This is a genomic window from Flavobacterium tructae, from assembly GCF_002217475.1.
Lineage (GTDB): Bacteria > Bacteroidota > Bacteroidia > Flavobacteriales > Flavobacteriaceae > Flavobacterium > Flavobacterium tructae.
The window spans coordinates 127,864-149,548 of sequence record NZ_MUHH01000023.1 but is presented as its reverse complement, the minus strand read 5'-3'; the positions used below and the strand labels follow the sequence as shown (position 1 = coordinate 149,548).

13 protein-coding genes are annotated in these 21,685 nt (G+C 36.5%); 12 read left to right on the top strand and 1 reads right to left on the bottom strand.

What is annotated here, in order from left to right:
* From B0A80_RS11310 to B0A80_RS11300, 3 genes are all read left to right on the top strand, one after another.
* A partial coding sequence (locus B0A80_RS11310; protein ID WP_124020569.1) for a T9SS type B sorting domain-containing protein occupies positions 1-1,755 on the top strand: 1,755 nt, incomplete at its 5' end.
* A gap of 49 nt (positions 1,756-1,804) precedes the next feature.
* The gene (locus tag B0A80_RS11305) at positions 1,805-2,710 is read left to right on the top strand and encodes a PorP/SprF family type IX secretion system membrane protein (RefSeq protein ID WP_026110131.1); all 906 of its coding nucleotides are present in this window, start codon (positions 1,805-1,807) and stop codon (positions 2,708-2,710) included.
* Between the two features lie 11 nt (positions 2,711-2,721).
* Positions 2,722-4,662 carry an OmpA family protein gene (locus B0A80_RS11300; protein ID WP_089077341.1) on the top strand — a complete coding sequence of 647 codons (1,941 nt, stop codon included), beginning with the start codon at positions 2,722-2,724 and terminating at the stop codon, positions 4,660-4,662.
* Positions 4,663-4,954: 292 nt separating this feature from the next.
* On the opposite strand, the gene B0A80_RS11295 is transcribed toward B0A80_RS11300, so the two are convergent.
* Positions 4,955-5,284: a hypothetical protein gene (locus tag B0A80_RS11295; RefSeq protein ID WP_089077340.1), complete on the bottom strand. Its 330-nt coding sequence runs from the start codon at positions 5,282-5,284 to the stop codon at positions 4,955-4,957.
* Positions 5,285-5,615: 331 nt separating this feature from the next.
* Here B0A80_RS11295 and tnpA point away from each other — a divergent pair, with 331 nt between their 5' ends.
* The 9 genes from tnpA to B0A80_RS11250 all read left to right on the top strand — a co-directional run bounded on the left by tnpA (position 5,616) and on the right by B0A80_RS11250 (position 21,657).
* Positions 5,616-6,068 carry an IS200/IS605 family transposase gene (tnpA, locus tag B0A80_RS11290; RefSeq protein WP_089077339.1) on the top strand — a complete coding sequence of 151 codons (453 nt, stop codon included), beginning with the start codon at positions 5,616-5,618 and terminating at the stop codon, positions 6,066-6,068.
* 701 nt (positions 6,069-6,769) lie between these two features.
* Positions 6,770-7,195, top strand: a complete 426-nt coding sequence (locus B0A80_RS11285; RefSeq protein WP_070905604.1) for a CBS domain-containing protein — start codon at positions 6,770-6,772, stop codon at positions 7,193-7,195.
* A 160-nt stretch (positions 7,196-7,355) separates the two neighbouring features.
* A complete protein-coding gene (locus tag B0A80_RS11280; RefSeq protein WP_089077338.1) occupies positions 7,356-9,647 on the top strand; it encodes an NADP-dependent malic enzyme in 2,292 nt (763 codons plus the stop codon).
* Between the two features lie 77 nt (positions 9,648-9,724).
* Positions 9,725-10,306: a Holliday junction branch migration protein RuvA gene (gene ruvA / locus B0A80_RS11275; protein ID WP_070905605.1), complete on the top strand. Its 582-nt coding sequence runs from the start codon at positions 9,725-9,727 to the stop codon at positions 10,304-10,306.
* A 25-nt stretch (positions 10,307-10,331) separates the two neighbouring features.
* Positions 10,332-17,555 carry a T9SS outer membrane translocon Sov/SprA gene (gene sov, locus B0A80_RS11270; protein WP_089077337.1) on the top strand — a complete coding sequence of 2,408 codons (7,224 nt, stop codon included), beginning with the start codon at positions 10,332-10,334 and terminating at the stop codon, positions 17,553-17,555.
* 88 nt (positions 17,556-17,643) lie between these two features.
* On the top strand, positions 17,644-18,024 hold the full coding sequence (gene gcvH / locus B0A80_RS11265; RefSeq protein WP_026110132.1) for a glycine cleavage system protein GcvH: 381 nt from the start codon (positions 17,644-17,646) through the stop codon (positions 18,022-18,024).
* Entirely contained in the window at positions 18,017-18,400 is a 384-nt protein-coding gene (locus tag B0A80_RS11260; protein ID WP_017497886.1) for a VanZ family protein, read from the top strand. The genes gcvH and B0A80_RS11260 overlap by 8 nt, the downstream gene beginning before the upstream one ends.
* A gap of 371 nt (positions 18,401-18,771) precedes the next feature.
* Positions 18,772-19,515, top strand: coding sequence for a deoxyribose-phosphate aldolase (gene deoC / locus B0A80_RS11255; RefSeq protein WP_089077336.1), 744 nt, complete (start codon positions 18,772-18,774; stop codon positions 19,513-19,515).
* Between the two features lie 18 nt (positions 19,516-19,533).
* A complete protein-coding gene (locus tag B0A80_RS11250) occupies positions 19,534-21,657 on the top strand; it encodes an energy transducer TonB (RefSeq protein ID WP_089077335.1) in 2,124 nt (707 codons plus the stop codon).
* Positions 21,658-21,685 lie beyond the last annotated feature (28 nt).

The window sequence follows — 21,685 nt, the reverse complement described above, 5'->3', positions numbered from 1 at the left end:
GTAACCCCAATTAAAACAGGACCATTGAGCATTGATGCCAACGGAGTACTAACTCTAGATCCAAACACCGTAACAGGAACTTACCAAATCACATACGAAATCTGTGAAGAAGGAGCAACCCCTGCCAACTGTGCAACAGCTACAGCTACCGTTGAAGTTGGAAAAGCCGTGATTAATGCAGTGACAGAAGAAACCCTTTCTATAAACGGAAGTATTGGCGGAACTACAGCTTCATTAATAACGAATGATACTTTGAATGGAAATCCGGCAGTAATTAAAAATAGTGTTGGAGGAGTAATCTTAAAAGCAATAAATGTTCCAACAGGATTGACTTTAAATGCGGACGGAACGGTAACGGTAAAAGCCGGAACACCGATAGGCAGATACGAAGTTGAATACAGTATTTGTGAATATCTGAATCCTACGAATTGTTCTACTGTAAAAAGTTATGTTCCGGTAACAGGAGCGGTTATAAAAGCGAATAATGATAATGCCGGAACTGTTGACAGTAGTAAAGGACAAAGTTCTCCAACAAGTATTTTCCAGAATGATACTTTAAACGGAGTATTACTGACTCCTTCAAGCGTTATCTTAACGACGATTGTGCCAAATCCGAATTTAACTTTAAAATCTGATGGTAGAATTGAAGTAAAATCGGGAACCCCTTCTGGAACTTATGAATTAACGTATCAAATATGTGAAGCTTTAAATCCGTCTAATTGCAGTCAGGCAGTAGCGAAGATTACGGTAATTAATGTAGTAGACCCGGATCCTCCGATACCTTTAGTGAAAATTGTAGTTACGAATGATGGAATTGTAAATGTAGACGGTATAAATGGTTCTCTTGAATTCATAAATGTTTTCAACAATGATTTACTGAAAGGTTTACCAATTAATCCTTCGGAAGTTATATTTACCGATTTATCGAAAAACCCTTACTTTGAGTTTAATTCAGATGGAACCGTAAATGTGAAACCAAACACACCAGGTGGAACTTATGCCTTAAACTATCAACTTTGTGAAAAGGCTCATCCAACCAATTGTGGTACCGCGACATTAACTGTTTTTGTTGAAGTTCCTGCTATTGCAGTAATTAAAACAGCAGTATTTAATGATGAAAACGGAAGCGGATTTGCCAATGCAGGCGAAACCATTACGTACAGATTTAAAGTAACCAATACCGGAAACGTTCCATTAAAAGGAATCACCATTTCAGATCCTTTACCGGGAGTTGTCGTTTCAGGACAGGCAATTGATTTAGGTGTAAACGAATCTGACGAATATAACTTTAAAGCCATTTATAAAATCACACAAAGTGATATCAATAAAGGTAGCGTAAGCAATCAGGCAAGCGTTCAGGGACGAAGTGATAAAGGAGTTGTGGTAGATGACATTTCAGATGATGAAAGTGTTCTGGAAGACAAACCAACCGTATTGGATTTAACGGGCTGTGTTATCAAAGTCTTTAATGCGTTTTCACCAAATGGAGATGACAAAAACAGCAGATTCTATATTCAGGGCTTAGAATGTTATCCAAGCAATACGGTTGAAATATACAATCGTTGGGGAGTTCTGGTTTTCGAAAAAGACAACTACAATAACGAAGATCGTGTTTTTAAAGGTTTCTCAGAAGGACGTACTACTATAAAACAATCCGAAGGATTACCGGTAGGAACTTACTTCTACATCTTAAAGTACAAAGACAACGAATCTAATTCGCATGAAAAATCAGGTTATTTATATATCAACAAGTAAAAACTACGGCGGTCTGGTAATCCCGGACCGCTATTTAAAAGCCATTCAAATGAAAAAGATAATTGTAATGTTCCTGTTTTTTACAGTGGTGTGTTCGGCGCAGCAAGATGCGCAATACACACAATATATGTATAATACCATGGCAATAAATCCGGCTTATGCGGGTTCCCGTGGTGCGCTAAGTGTTTTCGGACTGTACCGTACACAATGGGTCGGACTGGACGGAGCACCCGAAACCAGCACCTTTGCTATAAATACACCTTTAAACAACAGCAATTTAGGATTGGGAGTTTCTTTGGTAAACGATAAAATTGGTCCAACCAACGAGAACACTTTATCAGCCGATTTATCGTATAGTGTTCCAACCTCAGAAACCTTTAAACTTTCCTTTGGAATAAAAGCCACAGCAAATCTTTTTAATCTGGATGTAAATAAATTGAATCCTGAAAATCAGGGAGACCCGCAGTTTCAGAATTTAAACAATCGAATCACACCCAATATTGGAGCTGGGGTTTATTGGCATTCTGACAAAGCATATTTGGGATTGTCAATTCCGAATTTTATCGAAACCAATCGATTCAATGATGATGATACCGCTATTTTTAAAGATAAAATCAACTACTATTTAATGGCAGGTTACGTTTTTGATTTGGATTATTACATCAAATTCAAACCGGCATTGTTGACCAAGATGGTTCAGGGAGCCCCTTTACAGGTTGATGTTTCAGGGAATTTTATGTTCAATGATAAGTTTGTAATCGGACTGGCTTATCGCTGGAGCGCGTCGGTTAGCGCAATGGCAGGCTTTCAGATTACAGATGGTTTATATGTGGGTTATGGTTACGATCATGAAACTACTAATTTAAGAAGATATAATTCGGGGTCACATGAAGTGTTCCTGCGTTTTGAGTTTCTTAATAATTACAATAGAATTACCTCACCAAGATTCTTCTAAAAAATCCCTCCATGAAAAGCCAAAAACTACACTATACCATATTCTTTTTATTCCTCTTATTTAATTCAATTGCACAAACCGGCAGTATAAAGTATGCCGATACCAAATACGAGAAGTATGCCTATATTGATGCTATAAAAATCTATGAAAATGTAGCTGAAAAAGGATATAAAGACGAAAAAATGTTCCAGCGTCTGGGGAATTCCTATTATTTTAATGGAGAATTGGTAAAAGCTTTAAAATGGTACGATGAATTATTTTCCATGAATAAAGAACAAGAGTCTGAGTATTTGTACCGATACGCACAATGTCTTAAAGCTGCTGGAAATTACGCTAAAGCAGATGCAATCTTAGAAAAATTCAATCAAAAACAGACAACAGATAAAAGAGGGATCTTATTCGAATCCAATAAAAATTATTTGAACGAGATAAAAGCAAATTCAGGACGATTTGAAATTGCCGATGCCGGAATAAACTCTAAGTATTCAGATTATGGGAGTACTATTTTTGATAATAAACTAGTTTTTACATCCGCACGAGATACTGGCGGAGTCGCAAAGAAAAATTTCAAGTGGACCAACCGATCCTTTACCAATTTATACACCGCCGAATTATTACCGGATGGAAGTTTAGGAACACCGCAGCGTTTTCAGAAGAAAGTAAATACAAAATTCAACGAATCGACACCCGTTTTTACAAAAGACGGCCGAACAATGTACTTTACAAGAAACAATTTCTTAAACGGTAAAAGAGGCAGAGACGAGAACAAAGTCACCTTATTAAAGTTATACAAAGCAAATTTAGTAGAAGGAGAATGGAAAAATATCGAAGCACTTCCATTTAACAGTGATCAGTATAGTGTAGCGCATCCTACCTTAAGTGTAGACGAAAAAACGCTCTATTTTGCTTCAGATATGCCGGGAACTTTAGGACAATCCGACTTGTTTAAAGTAACCATAAATGAAGATGGAACCTTTGGAAAACCTCAAAATTTGGGATCAGCAATCAATACTGAAGGACGAGAAACATTTCCTTTTATTTCTGAAGATAACGAACTTTATTTCGCAACAGACGGAAGACCGGGATTGGGCGGACTTGACGTATTTGTGACAAAAATAAAGGATCAGGGCACCTTTGAAGAAATACAAAATATTGGAGAACCAATTAACAGTCCGCAGGACGATTTTGCTTTTATAATCAATAGTAAAGACAGAAACGGATTTTTTTCTTCCAACAGAGATAAGGGACATGGATTTGACGATGTTTATCGATTTACCGAAAGACGAAAACTAAATTGCGAACAACAATTAATAGGTACTGTCACCGATTCAGAAACCAATGTCATACTTTCAAATGCGAATGTGGCATTGTTTGATGAAAATTTCCAAGCCGTTGCAGAAGTCATCACTGACAACAATGGAAATTATGTTTTTCCGAATGTAAAATGTGGAAAAAACTATTTCGTACGAACGTCGAAAACAGATTATGAAAGCAAGGAAGTACCGGTAACAATTAAAAGAAATTCCGGAAAAACGACTTTATTGATTCAGCTGGAAAAGAGAATTAAACCCATTGAAGTGGGAACAGATCTGGCAAAAACACTCGATATTCCGATCATTTATTTTGATCTCGACAAAGCCACTATTAAAAAGGAATCCGCTTATCAGTTAGAGAAAATTGTCGAAATTCTAAAACAATACCCAGCCTTAAAATTGGATATCCGTTCCCATACAGACAGCCGACAAACCCAGCAGTACAATCAGGTTTTATCCGAAAAGAGAGCCAAATCTACCCGAAACTGGCTGATTCAAAAAGGAGTAGACCCAGCCCGATTAACCGCAAAAGGATACGGCGAAACTCAATTGGTAAACCAATGTTCTGATGGTGTAAAATGTACCGATGAAGAACACGAACGCAACCGAAGAAGCGAATTTGTAATCACCAATTTGTAAATAAAAAGTAATAGTTTAAAGCCCTTTCCTAAATTTTAGAAAAGGGCTTTTTTCGTTGTTATCAAATTATTCACAATCTTGTCATCCCGAGGAACGAGGGATCACATTAGTAATTCGACAAAGATTGGCGGCATTTGGAATGGAGTTTCGAATGTATTTACTTCGTCAGTCGTTATCGCTCGAGTTTCCTTCATCGCAAGGACAAAACGATGCGTAAAACACACATTGAAAGCAACAGCCAACAATAAAAAACTTTGCGCCTTAGCGTCTTTGCGAGCAAAAAAATAGTGATTTATTCATTGGCAGGATGAGAACTAGTAGCAACCATCTGGCTAATTTCACTTAAAAACTCAAATTCATCCACGGGAAATATCTGGAGAACCGTTTCTAAAATGAGACCTACATTAATACCAGTCTCTGAATTTTCATATCGATTCTGATTCAACGCAAGAATACATAATTTAAGCATGTCGGTAATCACACTGCCCAACTCAGAATAATTGACAAACTTAATTTGAGTCGTATTGGCTTCTACATTGTCATTGGCCGATTTTGAATTGTGGAAATATCGGGCGGTTATTTTTTGTAATTGCTCTAGATTTTTAAATTCATTTGTTTCCATGATAGCATCTTTGATATATTAAGTTCTATTTTTTTACTAAATAAATGTATTAAACTATTGGCGCAAATAGCACGACATTTATGTCGTGTTAATAAAATATTGTACTCTTTCTACTCTTAAGTAAGTTGGGTCTATTATTTGTTTTTTTAAGTTTTTTCTTATAAAATTAATTAGATTTGCGATTATAAACAGTTGGGAGTTAAAAAATGGGCTGAAAGCCCAAAAGCATTAGCATAGTGCGTAGCGCTATGAAATTAGCGTAGTGCGATTAATTAGACAATGAGTATCGCCCTGAAAGGGCAAAAGCAACTAAAAAAACAGCAAGAAAAACATGCCGCAATCATTATCAAAAGTGTACGTTCATTTGGTATTTAGCACCAAAGGACGTTATCCCTTTATTGACAACGTCATACAAGAGCGTTTATGGGAATATCTTGGCGGAATTTGTAAAGGATTAGAATGCAATCCAATTCAGATAGGAGGCTATCAAGATCATGTACATGTACTGTGTTTACTATCTAAAAAAGTCACCCAAATGAAATTGGTCGAGGAGGTAAAAAAGCAATCCTCAAAATGGATAAAAACAATAGACGATCGTTACGCGAAATTCTATTGGCAGGATGGTTATGGTATATTTTCTGTCAATCCATCAGAACTAGAGAGAGTAATACAATACATTAAGAATCAGGAAGAACATCATAAAAAGCGTAACTTCAGAGAAGAGTTGCTGGCATTTTTAAATAAATATCAGGTAGCTTATGATGAGCGTTTTCTATGGGATTAGTGCTTTCGCCCTTTCAGGGCTTAGGTGACAATCGTTTTTATATTCGTAGTGCGGTTCACTACGCTATTGCTAAAGCTCTTTCAGAGCATATTCGGAACGCTTATGATTTGAAGTTCCTTTATTATAAAAACAAAATATATTTAATTGATTAGTCATAATGATAGATTTATAATAATAAGTACTCAAAGCCTTTAAAAAAAAGTACTGAAAGCCAAAAAAGCATTAGCTTTCAGGGCTTAAGGTAGGAGTCATTTTTTATTCGTAATGGTACATTGCGCTGTTACTAAGCCTCGCTTATTATAAAACAAAACACATTTAATTGATTTATTCATAATCATAGATTTATAATGATGAGTACTTAAAGTATGTAAAAAAGGGCTGAAGGCCCAAAAACATTAGCATAGTGCGTAGCGCTATGAAATTAGCGTAGTGCGATTAAATAGACAATGAGTACCGCCCTGAAAGGGCAAAAGCAAATCTTCAACAGATTTTTTTATTTAGAATAAATCTGACAATCAAAAAAACAATGCGCTTTTCGTAAAAAAAGATTAGAATTCATTCCATTCTTTAAACTTAAATTTATAAAACACAAAATATTAGTTATTTTGCTTAAAATGAATGTTTTATGGTTTTAAAAACGGTTTTTCATTGTGGTGTATCTACATTTTTTTCTAACTTTATAAATCTAAAATTTTTCAGCTATGACGGTAGAACAAATATTAAACGCAAAAGGGAAAAATGTTTATTCAGTTCTTTCAACCACAACGGTTTATGAAGCCTTAAAGGTAATGGGAGAGAAAAACATAGGTGCCATTCTTGTTATTGATGGTTCCGATTTAAAAGGGATATTGTCTGAGAGGGATTATGCTCGAAAAATTGTTTTGAAGGATAAATCATCAAAAGAAACTTTTGTGCATGAAATTATGGAAAGCAATATTTTCTCGGTAAAACTTTCAAATAAGATTGAAGATTGTATGGAGCTAATGAGTACCAAAAGAATCAGACATTTACCGGTTCTGGAAGATGGAATTGTAGTAGGAATTATATCTATAAGTGATGTAGTTAAGGCCATTATAGAAATTCAGAAAGATACTATTAATCATTTAAACTCTTATATTTCGCAATAAAACAAGCAAAAAATAAAACATATCAAAAAAATAGTCCAAATTAATTTGGGCTATTTTTTTTTCGCTCCGAATTTTATTTTTAGGAAAAGAAAGCAGTAAAAATAGGCCATTTTAAAACAAGACTTATATCTTTGTAAGCTAGAATAAAAGCTAAAAATAAATGAACAAAGAGAGTAAAAGAAGAGAAGCGTTACTGTACCATTCAGAACCAACTCCAGGAAAAATTCAGGTAGTTCCAACAAAAAAATATGCAACCCAAAGAGATTTATCTTTGGCTTATTCGCCAGGAGTTGCAGAGCCATGTTTAGACATTGCAGCAAACGTAGAAGACGTTTACAAATATACAGCAAAAGGAAATTTAGTTGCCGTAATCTCAAACGGTACCGCAGTTTTAGGACTTGGGGACATTGGTCCTGAAGCTTCTAAGCCAGTAATGGAAGGAAAAGGATTGTTGTTTAAAATATTCTCTGATATTGATGTTTTTGATATCGAAATCGGTACAAAAGATATCGAAGAATTCATTCAGACCGTAAAAAATATTGCTCCAACTTTTGGAGGGATAAATCTGGAAGACATTAAAGCACCGGAATCTTTCGAAATAGAAAGACGATTGGTAGAAGAATTGGACATTCCGGTAATGCACGACGACCAGCACGGTACTGCAATTATCTCGTCAGCGGCTTTAATTAATGCCCTTGAATTGGCAGGAAAAAAAGCTGAAGATGTAAAAGTCGTAGTTTCGGGTGCAGGTTCTGCAGCAATTGCTTGTACTGATTTATATGTTTTGTTAGGAGTTCAGGTTAAGAACATCAAGATGTTTAACAGTAAAGGACTTTTAACAAAAGATAATTCTTCACTATCAGAATTGCAGTTGAAATATGCAGTTGATGGAGCTAAAATTGATTTAGCAGAAGCAGTGAAAGGAGCAGATGTTTTCATCGGATTATCTTCAGGAGGTATTTTGTCACCTGAAATGTTATTGACAATGAACGAGAATCCAATTGTTTTTGCAATGGCAAATCCAAATCCGGAAATCGATTATAACTTAGCAACAGAAACTCGTAAAGACATTATTATGGCTACGGGGCGTTCAGATTTTCCTAATCAGGTAAATAACGTTCTTGGATTTCCATATATTTTTAGAGGAGCATTAGACGTACGTGCTACAAAAATTAACGAAGCGATGAAAATGGCTGCTGTAAAAGCATTAGCTATTTTGGCAAAAGAGCCGGTACCGGAGCAGGTTAACGTAGCATACGGAGCAACAAAATTAGGTTTCGGACAAGAGTATATCATTCCTAAACCATTTGATCCTAGATTGATTACCGTGGTTGCACCTGCAGTTGCAAGAGCAGCAATGGAATCCGGAGTAGCAAAAAATCCTATTACAGACTGGGCAGCATACGAAGATGTGCTTCGCGAGCGTATGGGGAACGACAATAAAATGGTACGTTTGATTACCAACCGTGCTAAAGTAAGTCCAAAAAGAATTGTTTTTGCAGAAGCAGATCAGTTAAACGTACTTAAAGCAGCGCAAATTGTACACGAAGATGGAATTGGTTATCCAATTTTATTAGGAAACAAAGAAGTCATTTTAGAACTTAAGGAAGAATTAGGTTTTGATGCTGAACTTGAGATTATTGATCCTAAAACCAATGAAGAAGAAGGAAGACGTAACCGATTTGCTAATTCATATTGGGAAACAAGAGGAAGAAGAGGAGTTTCGCTATTAGATTCACAAAAATTCATGCGTGAAAGAAACTATTTTGCCGCAATGATGGTGAACGAAGGAGAAGCAGATGCTTTGGTAACAGGTCATACAAGAAGTTATCCGACTGTTGTGAAACCAATGTTACAATTGATTGAAAAAGCACCGGGAGCTTCATTAGTAGCTACAGCCAATATGATGTTGACTTCTCGTGGACCAATGTTTTTGTCAGACACAGCAATCAACATCAATCCTTCAACAGAAGATTTGATTAACATTGCGATCATGACGGCTAAAACGGCTAAAATGTTTGGTGTAGAGCCTGTTATTGCAATGGTTTCTTATTCAAACTTCGGGTCTTCAACAAGTCCAAGTGCTTCAAAAGTGAGAGAAGCAGTAGCTTACTTGCATAAAAACCATCCGGAAATGATTGTTGACGGAGAAATTCAGGCAGATTTTGCTTTAAATCAGGAAATGCTTGCAGAAAAATTCCCTTTCTCAAAATTAGCAGGTAAGAAAGTGAATACCTTGATTTTTCCTAATTTAGATTCGGCTAACATTACTTATAAATTGCTAAAAGAACTTTACAAAGTAAATTCTATTGGACCAATTATGATGGGAATGGGTAAACCGGTTCACATTTTCCAATTAGGAGCAAGCGTTGAAGAAATGGTAAATATGGCTGCAATTGCAGTTATTGACGCTCAGGAAAAAGAAAGTAAAAAGATTAAATTAGCGAAATAGTAGAAATAATTAAGGTCAAATAATAATGTCGTATTTTTAATGCATTTTTGTTATATTTGACCTTAATAAATTATACTATGATAGCACATTTACAGGGGAAATTAGTAGAGAAAAATCCAACAGAAGTCATCATTGAGTGTGGCGGAGTAGGATATCAGGTAAACATCTCTTTACATACCTTTTCATTAATTCCCAATGTAGAAAATATAAAATTGTATACGCATCTTCAAATCAAAGAAGATGCGCATACATTATTTGGTTTTGTAGAAAAATCAGAACGCGAAATATTCAGAATGTTATTGTCGGTTTCAGGAATTGGTGCAAACATTGCCAGAACCATGTTGTCATCCATAGAGCCAAGACAAATTATCAATGCTATCGCCTCAGGAGACGTAGGCGTAATCCAGTCTATAAAAGGGATTGGGAACAAAACAGCACAAAGAGTTATACTAGATTTAAAAGAAAAAGTGTTAAAATTGTACGATTTGGACGAAGTTTCGGTCGTTCAAAACAATACAAATCGAGATGAAGCGTTATCTGCTTTGGAGGTTTTAGGTTTTGTTCGTAAAACTTCTGAAAAAGTAGTAGAGAAAATCGTAAAAGAAGATCCGGAAGCTACGGTGGAAACCATCATCAAAAAAGCATTAAAAAGCCTATAAAACCAATTTATTTAAACCAACTAGTATGCGTAAAATTTGTATTTTTTTACTGTTTTTATTTTGCGGTAATGTTTTGCGTGCGCAAGTAAATCCCACAGTTCAAGATACAACTAAAACACAATTTTCCGTTGGTAAAGTAGAAATAGGAAATCCGCCAAGCATACTTTCAGCCTATCGGTATGATCCTATAACCGATCGCTACATTTACACCAGCTCCGTAGACGGTTTTAATATCAATTATCCAATTGTATTAACGCCAAAAGAATACGAAGATTTAGTTTTGAAAGAATCCAGAAGAGATTATTTCAGAAAAAAATCAGATGCTATTGATGGTAAAAAGTCAGGAAGTGAGGCCGCCAAAAAGAATTTACTACCGCGATATTATATCAATTCAGGACTTTTCGAAAGTATCTTCGGAAGTAATACCATAGACGTAAAGCCAACAGGATCAGTAGAAATGGACTTGGGAATCCGGTATACCAAACAGGATAACCCGGCTTTTTCACCAAGAAATAGATCCAGCCTAACGTTTGATTTCGATCAGCGAATCAGTATGAGTTTATTGGGGAAAGTAGGAACCAGATTAGAGGTAAATGCTAATTATGATACCCAGTCTACTTTTGCCTTTCAAAATTTATTTAAACTTGCCTATACGCCTTCAGAAGATGATATTGTTCAGAAAGTGGAAGTAGGTAACGTGAGTATGCCTTTAAACAGCACCCTTATTCGAGGTGCCCAAAGTTTGTTCGGGGTTAAAACAGTTTTGCAATTTGGTAAGACAACTGTTACCGGAGTTTTCTCAGAACAGAAGTCACAAACCAAGAGTATAGTTGCAGAAGGTGGCGGTACCGTACAGAACTTTGATTTGTATGCGCTGGATTACGATAATGACCGACATTTCTTCTTATCTCAGTATTTCAGAAATAAATACGATGCTTCATTAAAAAGCTATCCTTTTATCGATAGCCGTGTTCAGGTTACCAGAATAGAAGTTTGGGTAACTAACAAACAAAACAGGGTAGCAACCAACAACAATAACTTACGTAACATTATCGCGCTTCAGGATTTAGGAGAAGGACAGGTTACGGGAGTTCCGGATAATCAGGTGGTGGTGATAAGCAATCCTGTCGGATTTTTTAATAACCCTATCGATACACCAACAAACAACACCAACAATAAATACGATCCGGCTACTATTGGAAAACCGGGAGCCTACCTAAATTCTAATATTAGAGAAATCGTAACGGCAAAATCAGGATTTAATAACGCAAATACCAGCGAAGGAACAGATTATTCTGTATTAGAAAACGCCAGGAAATTAACCGCAAACGAATTTACTTTCAATCCGCAATTGGGATACATTTCCTTACAGCAGCGTTTGGCCAATGACGAAATTTTAGCAGTAGCATTTGAGTACACTGTTGGAGGAAAAGTGTATCAGGTCGGAGAGTTTGGAAGTGACGGGGTTGACGGAACCGTAGTGACCGGAAACAACAATGCCAACAAAGCGATCATCACTCAGAGTTTAGTGTTAAAAATGCTGAAGAGTAATTTGACGAACGTTCAGAATCCGGTTTGGAATCTGATGATGAAAAACGTGTACCAAATTCCTCAGGCATATCAAATCAAACAAGACGATTTCAGATTAAACATACTGTATACAGATCCTTCTCCAATCAACTATATTTCACCGGTACCGGGAACAACATTCCCAGCAAATCCTACCGCAGATAATAAAGTTGAGCTGACCCCTTTATTGAATGTCTTTAATCTGGACCGATTGAATTATAACAATGATCCGCAAGCCGGAGGAGATGGTTTCTTTGATTATATTCCGGGAATTACAGTAGACGTTCAGAATGCTCGAATTATTTTTAGTACCAAAGAGCCTTTTGGAGAATTGTTGTTTAAAAAGTTGCAAAATACAGGTTCGGGTGAGAACTACGACGATCCGACTACCTATAATGCCAATCAGAAAAGATATGTGTTCAGAAACATGTACCGAAACACACAGTCCGGAGCTTTGCAGGACAGTGATAAGAATAAATTTTTATTAAGAGGAAAATACAAATCATCAGGAAGCAATGGTATTCCAATCGGAGCGTTTAATGTTCCGCAGGGATCTGTTGTTGTTATGGCAGCCGGAAGAAGACTGGTGGAAGGGATCGATTATAGTGTAGATTACCAATTAGGACGTGTTCAGATTTTAGATCCTTCGCTTCAGGCTTCTAATACGCCAATTGAGGTGTCATTGGAGAACAACTCAATTTTCGGACAACAGACCCGAAGATTTATAGGTTTCAATGTTGAGCATAAAATTTCAGATAAATTTATTGTAGGAGGAACTTATTTGAAAATGAACGAAAGACCGTTTACTCAAAAATCAAGTTACGGTCAGGAATCTGTAAATAATACGATCTTTGGATTCAATGGAAATTACTCTACCGAAGTTCCTTTCTTTACCAGATTAGTTAACAAATTACCAAACATAGATACAGATGTTCCTTCCAATCTTTCGATAAGAGGAGAAGTAGCTTTCTTAAAACCAGATGCTCCAAAAGCCAGTGATTTTGAAGGTGAGGCAACCATTTATATTGATGACTTCGAAGGTTCTCAGTCTACCATCGACATGCGATCAGCGTATGCGTGGAGTCTGGCTTCGACACCATTTGTAAATTCTATCAATGACAATACTTTTAATGCCAATTCAACTACATTAGAATATGGCTTTAAACGTGCAAAATTGTCCTGGTATACTATCGACCCTGTTTTTTACGCTTCAAAACCATCGGGTATTTCAAATGATGATTTGTCATTAAATACCACGAGACGTATTTATAGCAGGGAATTATATCCAAATACAGATATTGCTCAGGGACAGATTCAGGTAGTGAATACACTGGACTTAACGTATTACCCTTCTAACCGCGGACCTTATAACAACAATCCGAATTTTGGTGCAAGTCCCGCCAGTTCTAATTTTGGAGGAATCATGCGTGCCTTGAATTCGACCAACTTTGAACAAGGGAATGTCGAGTACATTCAGTTTTGGGTAATGGATCCTTATGTAGGTAATGGAGAAGCAGCAGTTGGTAATACCGGAAAAATTTATTTCAACTTAGGAGAAATCTCGGAAGACGTTTTAAAAGACGGAAGAAAACAATACGAAAACGGATTAGGCCCGGATCAGATCATGGTAAATCCTAGACCGCTTTGGGGAGACGTTCCGGCATCACAATCTTTAATTTATGCCTTCGATAATAATGCAGGTAATCGTAGCAATCAGGATGTTGGTTTAGACGGTTTACCTAATTCGAAAGAAGCTTCAGTATATACAAATTACGGTGGAGAAACAGATCCGGCCGGAGACGATTATACCTATTATCTGAATACTGATGGAGGCGTTTTAGACCGCTACAAAAATTACAATGGTACAGAAGGAAACTCTCCCGTAAGTATCGATTCCCCAAATCGTGGATCAACAACTTTACCGGATGTTGAAGATATCAACCGTGACAACACTATGAGTACCATCAATGCATATTATGAATATAGCATCGATGTAAAACCGGGAATGCAGGTGGGGCAGAATTTCGTTACAGACATTCGTGAAGTAAGCAATGTTGAATTGCCAAACGGATCAACGACAACAGCAAGATGGATACAGTTTAAAATTCCGGTTGCTCAACCGCAAAATACGATTGGAAATATTACAGATTTCAGATCGATTCGTTTCATGCGTATGTTCATGACCGGCTTTAGTGATCAGATGACTGTTCGTTTTGGAGCTTTGGATTTAGTGAGAGGAGAATGGAGAAGATATACCGGTACACTTGATGCCAACGATACGAATCCGGCTGACGACGGAACAGAGTTTGATGTTGCGGCAGTAAACATTCAGGAGAATGGTACAAAATGTCCTGTGAATTATGTGGTGCCACCGGGCGTTCGTAGAGAGCAGCTGTATAATAACAATACCATTATCAATCAAAATGAGCAAGCCTTAGCGGTTAGAGTTAGCGGTTCAGGATTACAATATCAGGATTCAAGAGCGGTTTTTAAGAATGTAAGTGTAGACATGCGTCAGTACAAAAAACTGAAAATGTTTTTACATGCTGAATCATTGCCAAACGAAAATACGTTACTCGATGATGAAATGGTAGGTTTTATCCGTTTTGGAAATGACTTTACACAAAACTTCTATCAGGTCGAGGTTCCTTTAAAAGTGACCAGAACCGGAGGGTCTTGTAGTATAAGTCCGGATCAGGTTTGGCTGGAAGAGAACAATATTGATTTAGCACTGGAGTTATTGACCCGAATGAAAATTAAGGGGATGACTGTTGATATTAATTCTGATAAAAGAGATGTTAACGGGATTTACTATCCGGATGACGACCTAAGTGTTGGCGGAGGTGATGGAGACGGCAGATTAAGATTAGGAATCAAAGGAAATCCTAATTTTGGTTTAGTCCGAACTTTGATGGTGGGAGTTAAGAGTAGGGCAGATCATAAAACCATTAAAGGAGAGATTTGGTTCAACGAACTTCGAATGGCCGATCTGGAGAACAAAGGCGGTATGGCAGCAATTTTAAATATCGATACCAATATGGCGGATTTTGCTACCGTATCGGCTACCGGTAAAAAGAGTACCATTGGTTTTGGATCTTTAGAACAAGGAGCAAATGAGAGAAGCCGTGAAGATCTACAGCAGTATAATATTGTTACCAATTTGAATTTAGGGAAATTATTGCCACACAGATGGGGAATCAATTTGCCATTTAATTACGCAATTGGAGAAGAAGTTATCACACCGGAATATGACCCGTTCAATCAGGATATAAAATTAAAACAGCTGATTAAAGAAACGACCGATGAGGCAGAGAAAGAGAACATCAGAACCAGAGCTGTTGACTATACCAAAAGAAGAAGTATCAATTTTATCGGTGTAAGAAAAGACAGAGCACCGGAACAGAAACCGCATGTTTATGACGTTGAAAATTTCACCTTCTCACAATCGTACAATCAGGTAGAACGTCACGATTATGAAGTGGCAGATTACGTAGACGAGCAATCGAATAGTGCCGTGAATTATGCGTACACCTTCCAGCCAAAAGAAGTGGTTCCGTTCAAGAAGACTAAATTCATGAAGAAAAGTGAGTATTGGAAAATGCTGAGTGATTTTAATTTTAATTATTTGCCTTCAAATGTTTCCTTTAACACAAATATTTTGAGACAAAGTAACCGTCAGCAATTTAGAGAAGTGGAGGTACAAGGAATTGGTCTTGATCCGTTGTACAGACGAAACTTTGCCTTTAATTATCAGTACGGTTTTGGTTTCAATTTAACGAAATCTTTAAAAATTAACTATACCGCCGCATCCAATAATATCGTAAGGAATTTTCTAAATGATGACAATACGCCAAAACAGGATTTTAATATCTGGGACGATTATTTTGATATTGGAACGCCAAATCAGCACGTACAACAGTTAGTGTTGAACTATGATATTCCAATTCATAAAATTCCGGTACTGAGCTTCATCAAAGCAAATTATTCGTATACCGCCGATTATAGCTGGCAGCGTGCTTCGACTGCATTATCTGAATATGTGGATCCTGTCAGCGGAAGTACGTTTGATTTAGGAAACACTATTCAGAATGCCAATTCGAATACATTTACGACAACGCTTAACATGAACACGCTGTACAAGTATTTAGGATTAACTCCGGGTTCAAAAACAGGAGCAAAACCTAAAGCAGCTGCACCGCCAAAACCAGGGGAGAAGATTGTAAATACGGCAAAACCGGCTACCACTAGCAGTCCATTCTATGATGGCATGATTGGTATTCTGACCAGTATAAAAAATGTTCAGGTAAATTATACCGTGAATAGTGGAACCGTTTTACCGGGGTATACACCGGGTGTTGGTTTCTTCGGAACATCGAGACCTACTTTAGGATTTGTTTTCGGAAGCCAGGACGACATTCGTTTTGAAGCGGCGAAAAGAGGATGGTTAACCTCTTATCAGGATTTTAATCAAAGTTTTACTCAGGTAACCAATAAGCTCCTGAAAGTAACGGCGAATATCGACTTATTGCCTGATTTGAAAATTGACCTGAATATGGATCGTAATTATTCTGAAAATAATTCAGAGCAGTATAGTGTTGTTAAAAATAATTTGACCGGAGATTTAGATTATAAGGCTTTGTCACCGTATAATTATGGGATGTTCTCTATTTCAACAGTGCTTATAAAAACAGCATTTTCAACCAGCACTGCAACAGAGTCTGCCGCATTTGATGATTTCAGAAACAACCGTATGATTATAGCAAACCGTCTGGCAGAGGAGCGTTATGGTGCAGGAGCACCAATTCCGAGATATGGAGATGCTAATAACCCAATTCCGGCTCCTACAGATCCTAATTATAAAGTATATACGGCTAATGAAGGGTATCCGATAGGATTTACCAAAAGCAATCAGGCGGTTTTATTGCCTGCATTTTTAGCGGCTTATACAGGAAGTAGTGCATCAAGCAGCTCGACAGATATTTTCAGAAGCTTCCCAATTCCAAACTGGAGTATTAAGTACAACGGTTTAATGCGTTACAAATATTTTAAAGACAAATTCAAGCGTTTTTCTTTACAGCATAATTATAGAGCATCGTATACCATCAACCAGTTCAGATCTAATTTTGATTATATAGAGAAGCCTAACGGACAGGATGTGAATACCAATTTCTTTAACAAAACCATCATGTCTAATATTAACCTTGTGGAGCAATTCAGTCCGTTAATCCGAATGGATTTTGAATTGAAAAGCTCATTACGCGTATTGACAGAGATTAAAAAAGACAGAGCTTTGTCTATGAGTTTTGATAATAATTTATTGACCGAAGTAAAAGGGATGGAATATGTTGTAGGTCTGGGCTATCGTTTTAAAGATGTAATTTTCTCCTCAAGACTTGCTGATTCTCCAACGGGAATTATCAAAAGTGATATCAATATTAAGTGTGACTTTTCGTATCGAAATAATGAAACCTTAGTGCGCTATTTAGATTATGACAACAACCAATTAGCAGCAGGACAAAATATATGGTCTTTAAAACTTACGGCAGACTATGCATTCAGTAAAAACCTGACCGCGATATTCTATTACGATCATTCATTTTCGAAAGCGGTAATCTCGACAGCATTCCCTTTAACGAATATTAGATCAGGATTTACACTTCGATATAATTTTGGGAATTAATTTTGAATTTCTAAAGAGGATTTTATTAGAAGATTATTACATTTGTGCCTCAATTATTAAACTATCAATTTTCAAACACACAACTATTATGAGCATACCAGCAAATTTAAAGTACACAAAAGATCACGAATGGGTTAGCATCGAAGGAGATGTTGCAACAGTAGGAATTACTCATTTTGCACAAAAAGAGTTAGGGGATATCGTGTACGTTGAAGTAGAAACTTTAGATCAAAAACTTGACAGAGACGAGGTTTTTGGAACAGTTGAAGCTGTAAAGACAGTATCAGATTTGTTTTTACCATTAACAGGAGAAATCATTGCCTTCAATGAAAATCTTGAAAGCGAGCCTGAAACTGTGAATTCTGATCCTTACGGAGATGGATGGATGATTAAAATTAAAATTGCTGATGCATCAGAAATTGATTCTTTATTGTCTGCCGACGCTTATAAAGAACTTATAGGTGCCTAAACAATTGCTTTTAATCTGGGCAATTATCTGCTCAGGAATCATTACTTATTTTTGTTTAACAGATTCCAGTAATATTCCGGCCGTAAATTTTCCGAGTATAGATAAGATTGTCCATTTTTGTTTTCATTTTGGATTTACAATTTCCTGGATTTTGTTTTTCAAAAAAGAGCTGAAAGGAAAAGCACCAGACGATTACAAGGCCTATTTAATTTCATTTATATTTTCTGTTTTTTTCGGAATTACAATCGAAATTCTGCAAGGTGTTTTAACGGTTACACGAGCATCAGATGTAACAGATGTTTTAGCCAATGCACTTGGAGCTATTTTTGGTATTTTTGCCGCGATAGTTTTTAAAAAACAAATCGATAAAATTTAAAAGTATAGAACCCACTTCGGTGGGTTTTTTTGTGATCTAATCTTAATGTTTTCAAGGTTGGTTAAAACTTTGCGACTTTGCGAGAAATATTATTTAGTCTGGAAAAAATGGGTAAAAAGATTAGCGATTTTTGATTTCAGATGTTATAAAATCGACGATCGTATCATTAAGAAACATCAAATCAAAAAGCAGCAATCGTTACTCTGCATTCAAAAATCTATTAGTTTAATGATAGTACGTTGTCAGATTATTTTTCATGTTGCTTTGTTTTAAAAGAAACCCGTGGCTACTTTATGTAAATCTTCCCAGCCTTTGTGATTCATTCTAATTTTAAATGTATTTTTGCAGAATTCTCAGAACACGCACAAATCATGAATGTTAAGCAATATCTGGACTCTACGTATTTAAAAACAGCCTCTCAGGCTGGACTTTCGGAAGCGGAAAATACCCTAGTGGTTAAAAATGCTATTGAAGAGGCAATTCGCGAAGGTTTTAAACTCATCATGATTCGGCCCGAACAGGTAGTTTTGGCAAAAGAAATGATTCATAAAGCCAATTCGACTTTGCTGATAGGTACAGTCATTGATTTTCCGGAAGGAGACTCAGATTTAGAGTCTAAGTTAAAAGAAGCCAACAAAGCAATAGAAGACGGAGCAGATGATCTGGATTTTGTTTGCAATTATAAGGCATTCAAAGAAGGCGATGTTGATCTGGTCAAACAAGAGATTTTAGTGGGAACACAAATTGGTCTTGCAAGCAATAAAACAGTGAAATGGATTATTGAAGTTGCCGCCTTAAATGATACACAGATCATTCAGCTTTCGGCATTGATTAAAAATGTAGTGATATCTCATTTTAAAGAAGAAAACTACGGTTCAGTTTTCGTGAAGTCGTCTACCGGATTTTATAAAACCGAAAACGATTTGCCAAACGGAGCTACCCTTCCAACAATTATAATGATGCTGGAAAACGCATCGCCTCTGCCAGTTAAAGCTGCCGGAGGAGTTCGGTCTTATCAGGATGCCATAGAAATGATTCGATTAGGTGTAAAACGAATCGGAACCTCTGCTGCAAAAACAATTGCGGATGGAGGGAATACCTCAAATCAATATTAAATAAAAACCTAAATTTACGTGAATAAGATTGCCCTGTCTTTTATTTTAACCTTAACCGCTTTGTTTGCTTTTTCGCAGGAAAGTAACAATACTTCAATCAAACCTGGTTTTACTGCCGAACAGTTTCCGGTTTTTCCAAACTGTGAAAATCTTCAATCCAAACAACTTGAAAATTGTTTTTATAAAGAAGTGCAGGATTTTGTATTTCAGAATTATCAGGTGCCAGAAAATCTAAAACAAGCCAACTATAAAGGAGAAGTAAAAGTGTTATTCGAAGTAGATGCAAATGGCGAGTTCAAAGTAATTTATGTAAACGCGTTAAACGATGCGTTATCAGAAGAAGCTAAGCGTGTTTTTAAGAAGTTTCCAAAAATAAAGCCGTCTACTTATAACGGAAAACCAACTTATTCCAAATACACCATTTCGATCGATATTCCTTTGAAAAGTGCCGATCAGATTGCTCAGGAAGCATTGGCCGCTGCCCAAATTTTAAAGCCTATCGAAAAACCAATGACAGAATTGGATAGTATTGTGTATAAAAAATACAACAATCCGGAATTTGAAAGTCATTTGAATATTCCGTTTTCACACAGCTATTATGCACAGTTTGATAAAGCAATGAATCAGGTGGGAAGTAATAACCATACCGCATCAAAGCCGTATACGTATGCTGAAGTTTCAAAGTATTATAATTTAAAAGCAGTAAATCAATCCCTTCAGAAAAATGTTTCCACTTGGCTGGGGAGAAAATTCTGGAATGAAAATATGGTTCAGATTCAGGGAGAAGATTATTGGCTGTCCTTAAATCCTATTGTGGATTTACAAATGGGGAAAGCCTCAGATCTGGATGCTTCCTATACCTACGTAAATACACGTGCCTTAAATTTTAGAGGAGGATTAGGAAAACAAATCAATTTTACCACAACGATCTTTGAAAGTCAGGGACGATTTGCGGGTTATTATAATGATTTTGCCGAAACCTTAAAGCCGTCAGGAGGAAATCCGGCCATTCTTCCGGGAATGGGAATTGCGAAACGATTTAAAACAGATGCTTATGATTTCCCTTTAGCAGAAGCAAATATTACCTACGCACCAAGTAAATTTTTTGATTTACAATTGGGTTATGGAAGAAATTTTATTGGTGATGGATACCGCTCATTGCTTGAAAGTGACGGAGCAAGTCCGTATCCGTATTTTAAAATCAATACGACCTTCTGGAAAATAAAATACACGAATACTTACATGTGGCTCAAAGATGTTCGCCCGGATGTGACCTTGGAGAGAACTTATGCCACAAAATTCATGGCCAATCATTACTTAAGCTGGAACGTATCTAACAAACTGAACTTAGGTTTTTTTGAATCAGTAGTCTGGACCGATACAAATAATAGAGGTTTTGATATTAATTTTGTGAATCCAATTATTTTCTACCGTTCTGTCGAGTTTGCATCATCGTCAAGAAGTGGAAATGCATTATTAGGAATAACGTCTAAATACAAGTGGAGCAATAATATTAATTTGTATGCTCAGTTTTTATTGGATGAATTCTCATTAGGAGATATGAAAAGCGGAGACGGCAGTTGGAAAAATAAATTTGGATACCAATTGGGGGTAAAATATTTCAATGCATTTGAGGTAAAAGATTTGCTGCTGCAGCTGGAATACAATCATGTGCGTCCGTATGTATATGCGCACAGCGCGGTGATTACCAATTATGGACACAACAATCAGAGTATAGGGCACCAATGGGGAGGTAATTTTTCAGAACTGGTTGCAATCGGACGTTACCATAAAGGGCGTTATTTTGCTGATGCCAAATTTACCGTTGGAAAAAGAGGTTTAGACTTTGATACCGCTGAAGATAGTTTTAATTACGGAAGTAACATCTATAAGAATTATGATGAGAAACGACCGTATGATAAAGGTGTAAAAGTAGGACAGGGAAATAAAACAAACGTTTTTATAGCAGATATACAAGGAGGATACCTGATAAACCCGATGACGAATCTGAAACTGTTCGGAAGTTTTTTATATCGAAATTTTGATCCTACGAAAAATACACCAACAACTTTTAAGCAAAGTACTACCTGGTTTTCTATCGGATTGCGTTCCGATATCTTCAATTGGTATTTTGATTACTAGTGTTTTTAATAAGATTTTTTGATATAAT

Coding starts and splice junctions, on each gene's coding strand:
- sov (WP_089077337.1), top strand. CDS start 10,332: ATGCGTAAAATTTGTATTTTTTTACTGTTTTTATTTTGCGGTAATGTT.
- B0A80_RS11280 (WP_089077338.1), top strand. CDS start 7,356: ATGAACAAAGAGAGTAAAAGAAGAGAAGCGTTACTGTACCATTCAGAA.
- B0A80_RS11300 (WP_089077341.1), top strand. CDS start 2,722: ATGAAAAGCCAAAAACTACACTATACCATATTCTTTTTATTCCTCTTA.
- B0A80_RS11285 (WP_070905604.1), top strand. CDS start 6,770: ATGACGGTAGAACAAATATTAAACGCAAAAGGGAAAAATGTTTATTCA.
- tnpA (WP_089077339.1), top strand. CDS start 5,616: ATGCCGCAATCATTATCAAAAGTGTACGTTCATTTGGTATTTAGCACC.
- B0A80_RS11295 (WP_089077340.1), bottom strand. CDS start 5,284: ATGGAAACAAATGAATTTAAAAATCTAGAGCAATTACAAAAAATAACC.
- B0A80_RS11305 (WP_026110131.1), top strand. CDS start 1,805: ATGAAAAAGATAATTGTAATGTTCCTGTTTTTTACAGTGGTGTGTTCG.
- ruvA (WP_070905605.1), top strand. CDS start 9,725: ATGATAGCACATTTACAGGGGAAATTAGTAGAGAAAAATCCAACAGAA.
- gcvH (WP_026110132.1), top strand. CDS start 17,644: ATGAGCATACCAGCAAATTTAAAGTACACAAAAGATCACGAATGGGTT.
- deoC (WP_089077336.1), top strand. CDS start 18,772: ATGAATGTTAAGCAATATCTGGACTCTACGTATTTAAAAACAGCCTCT.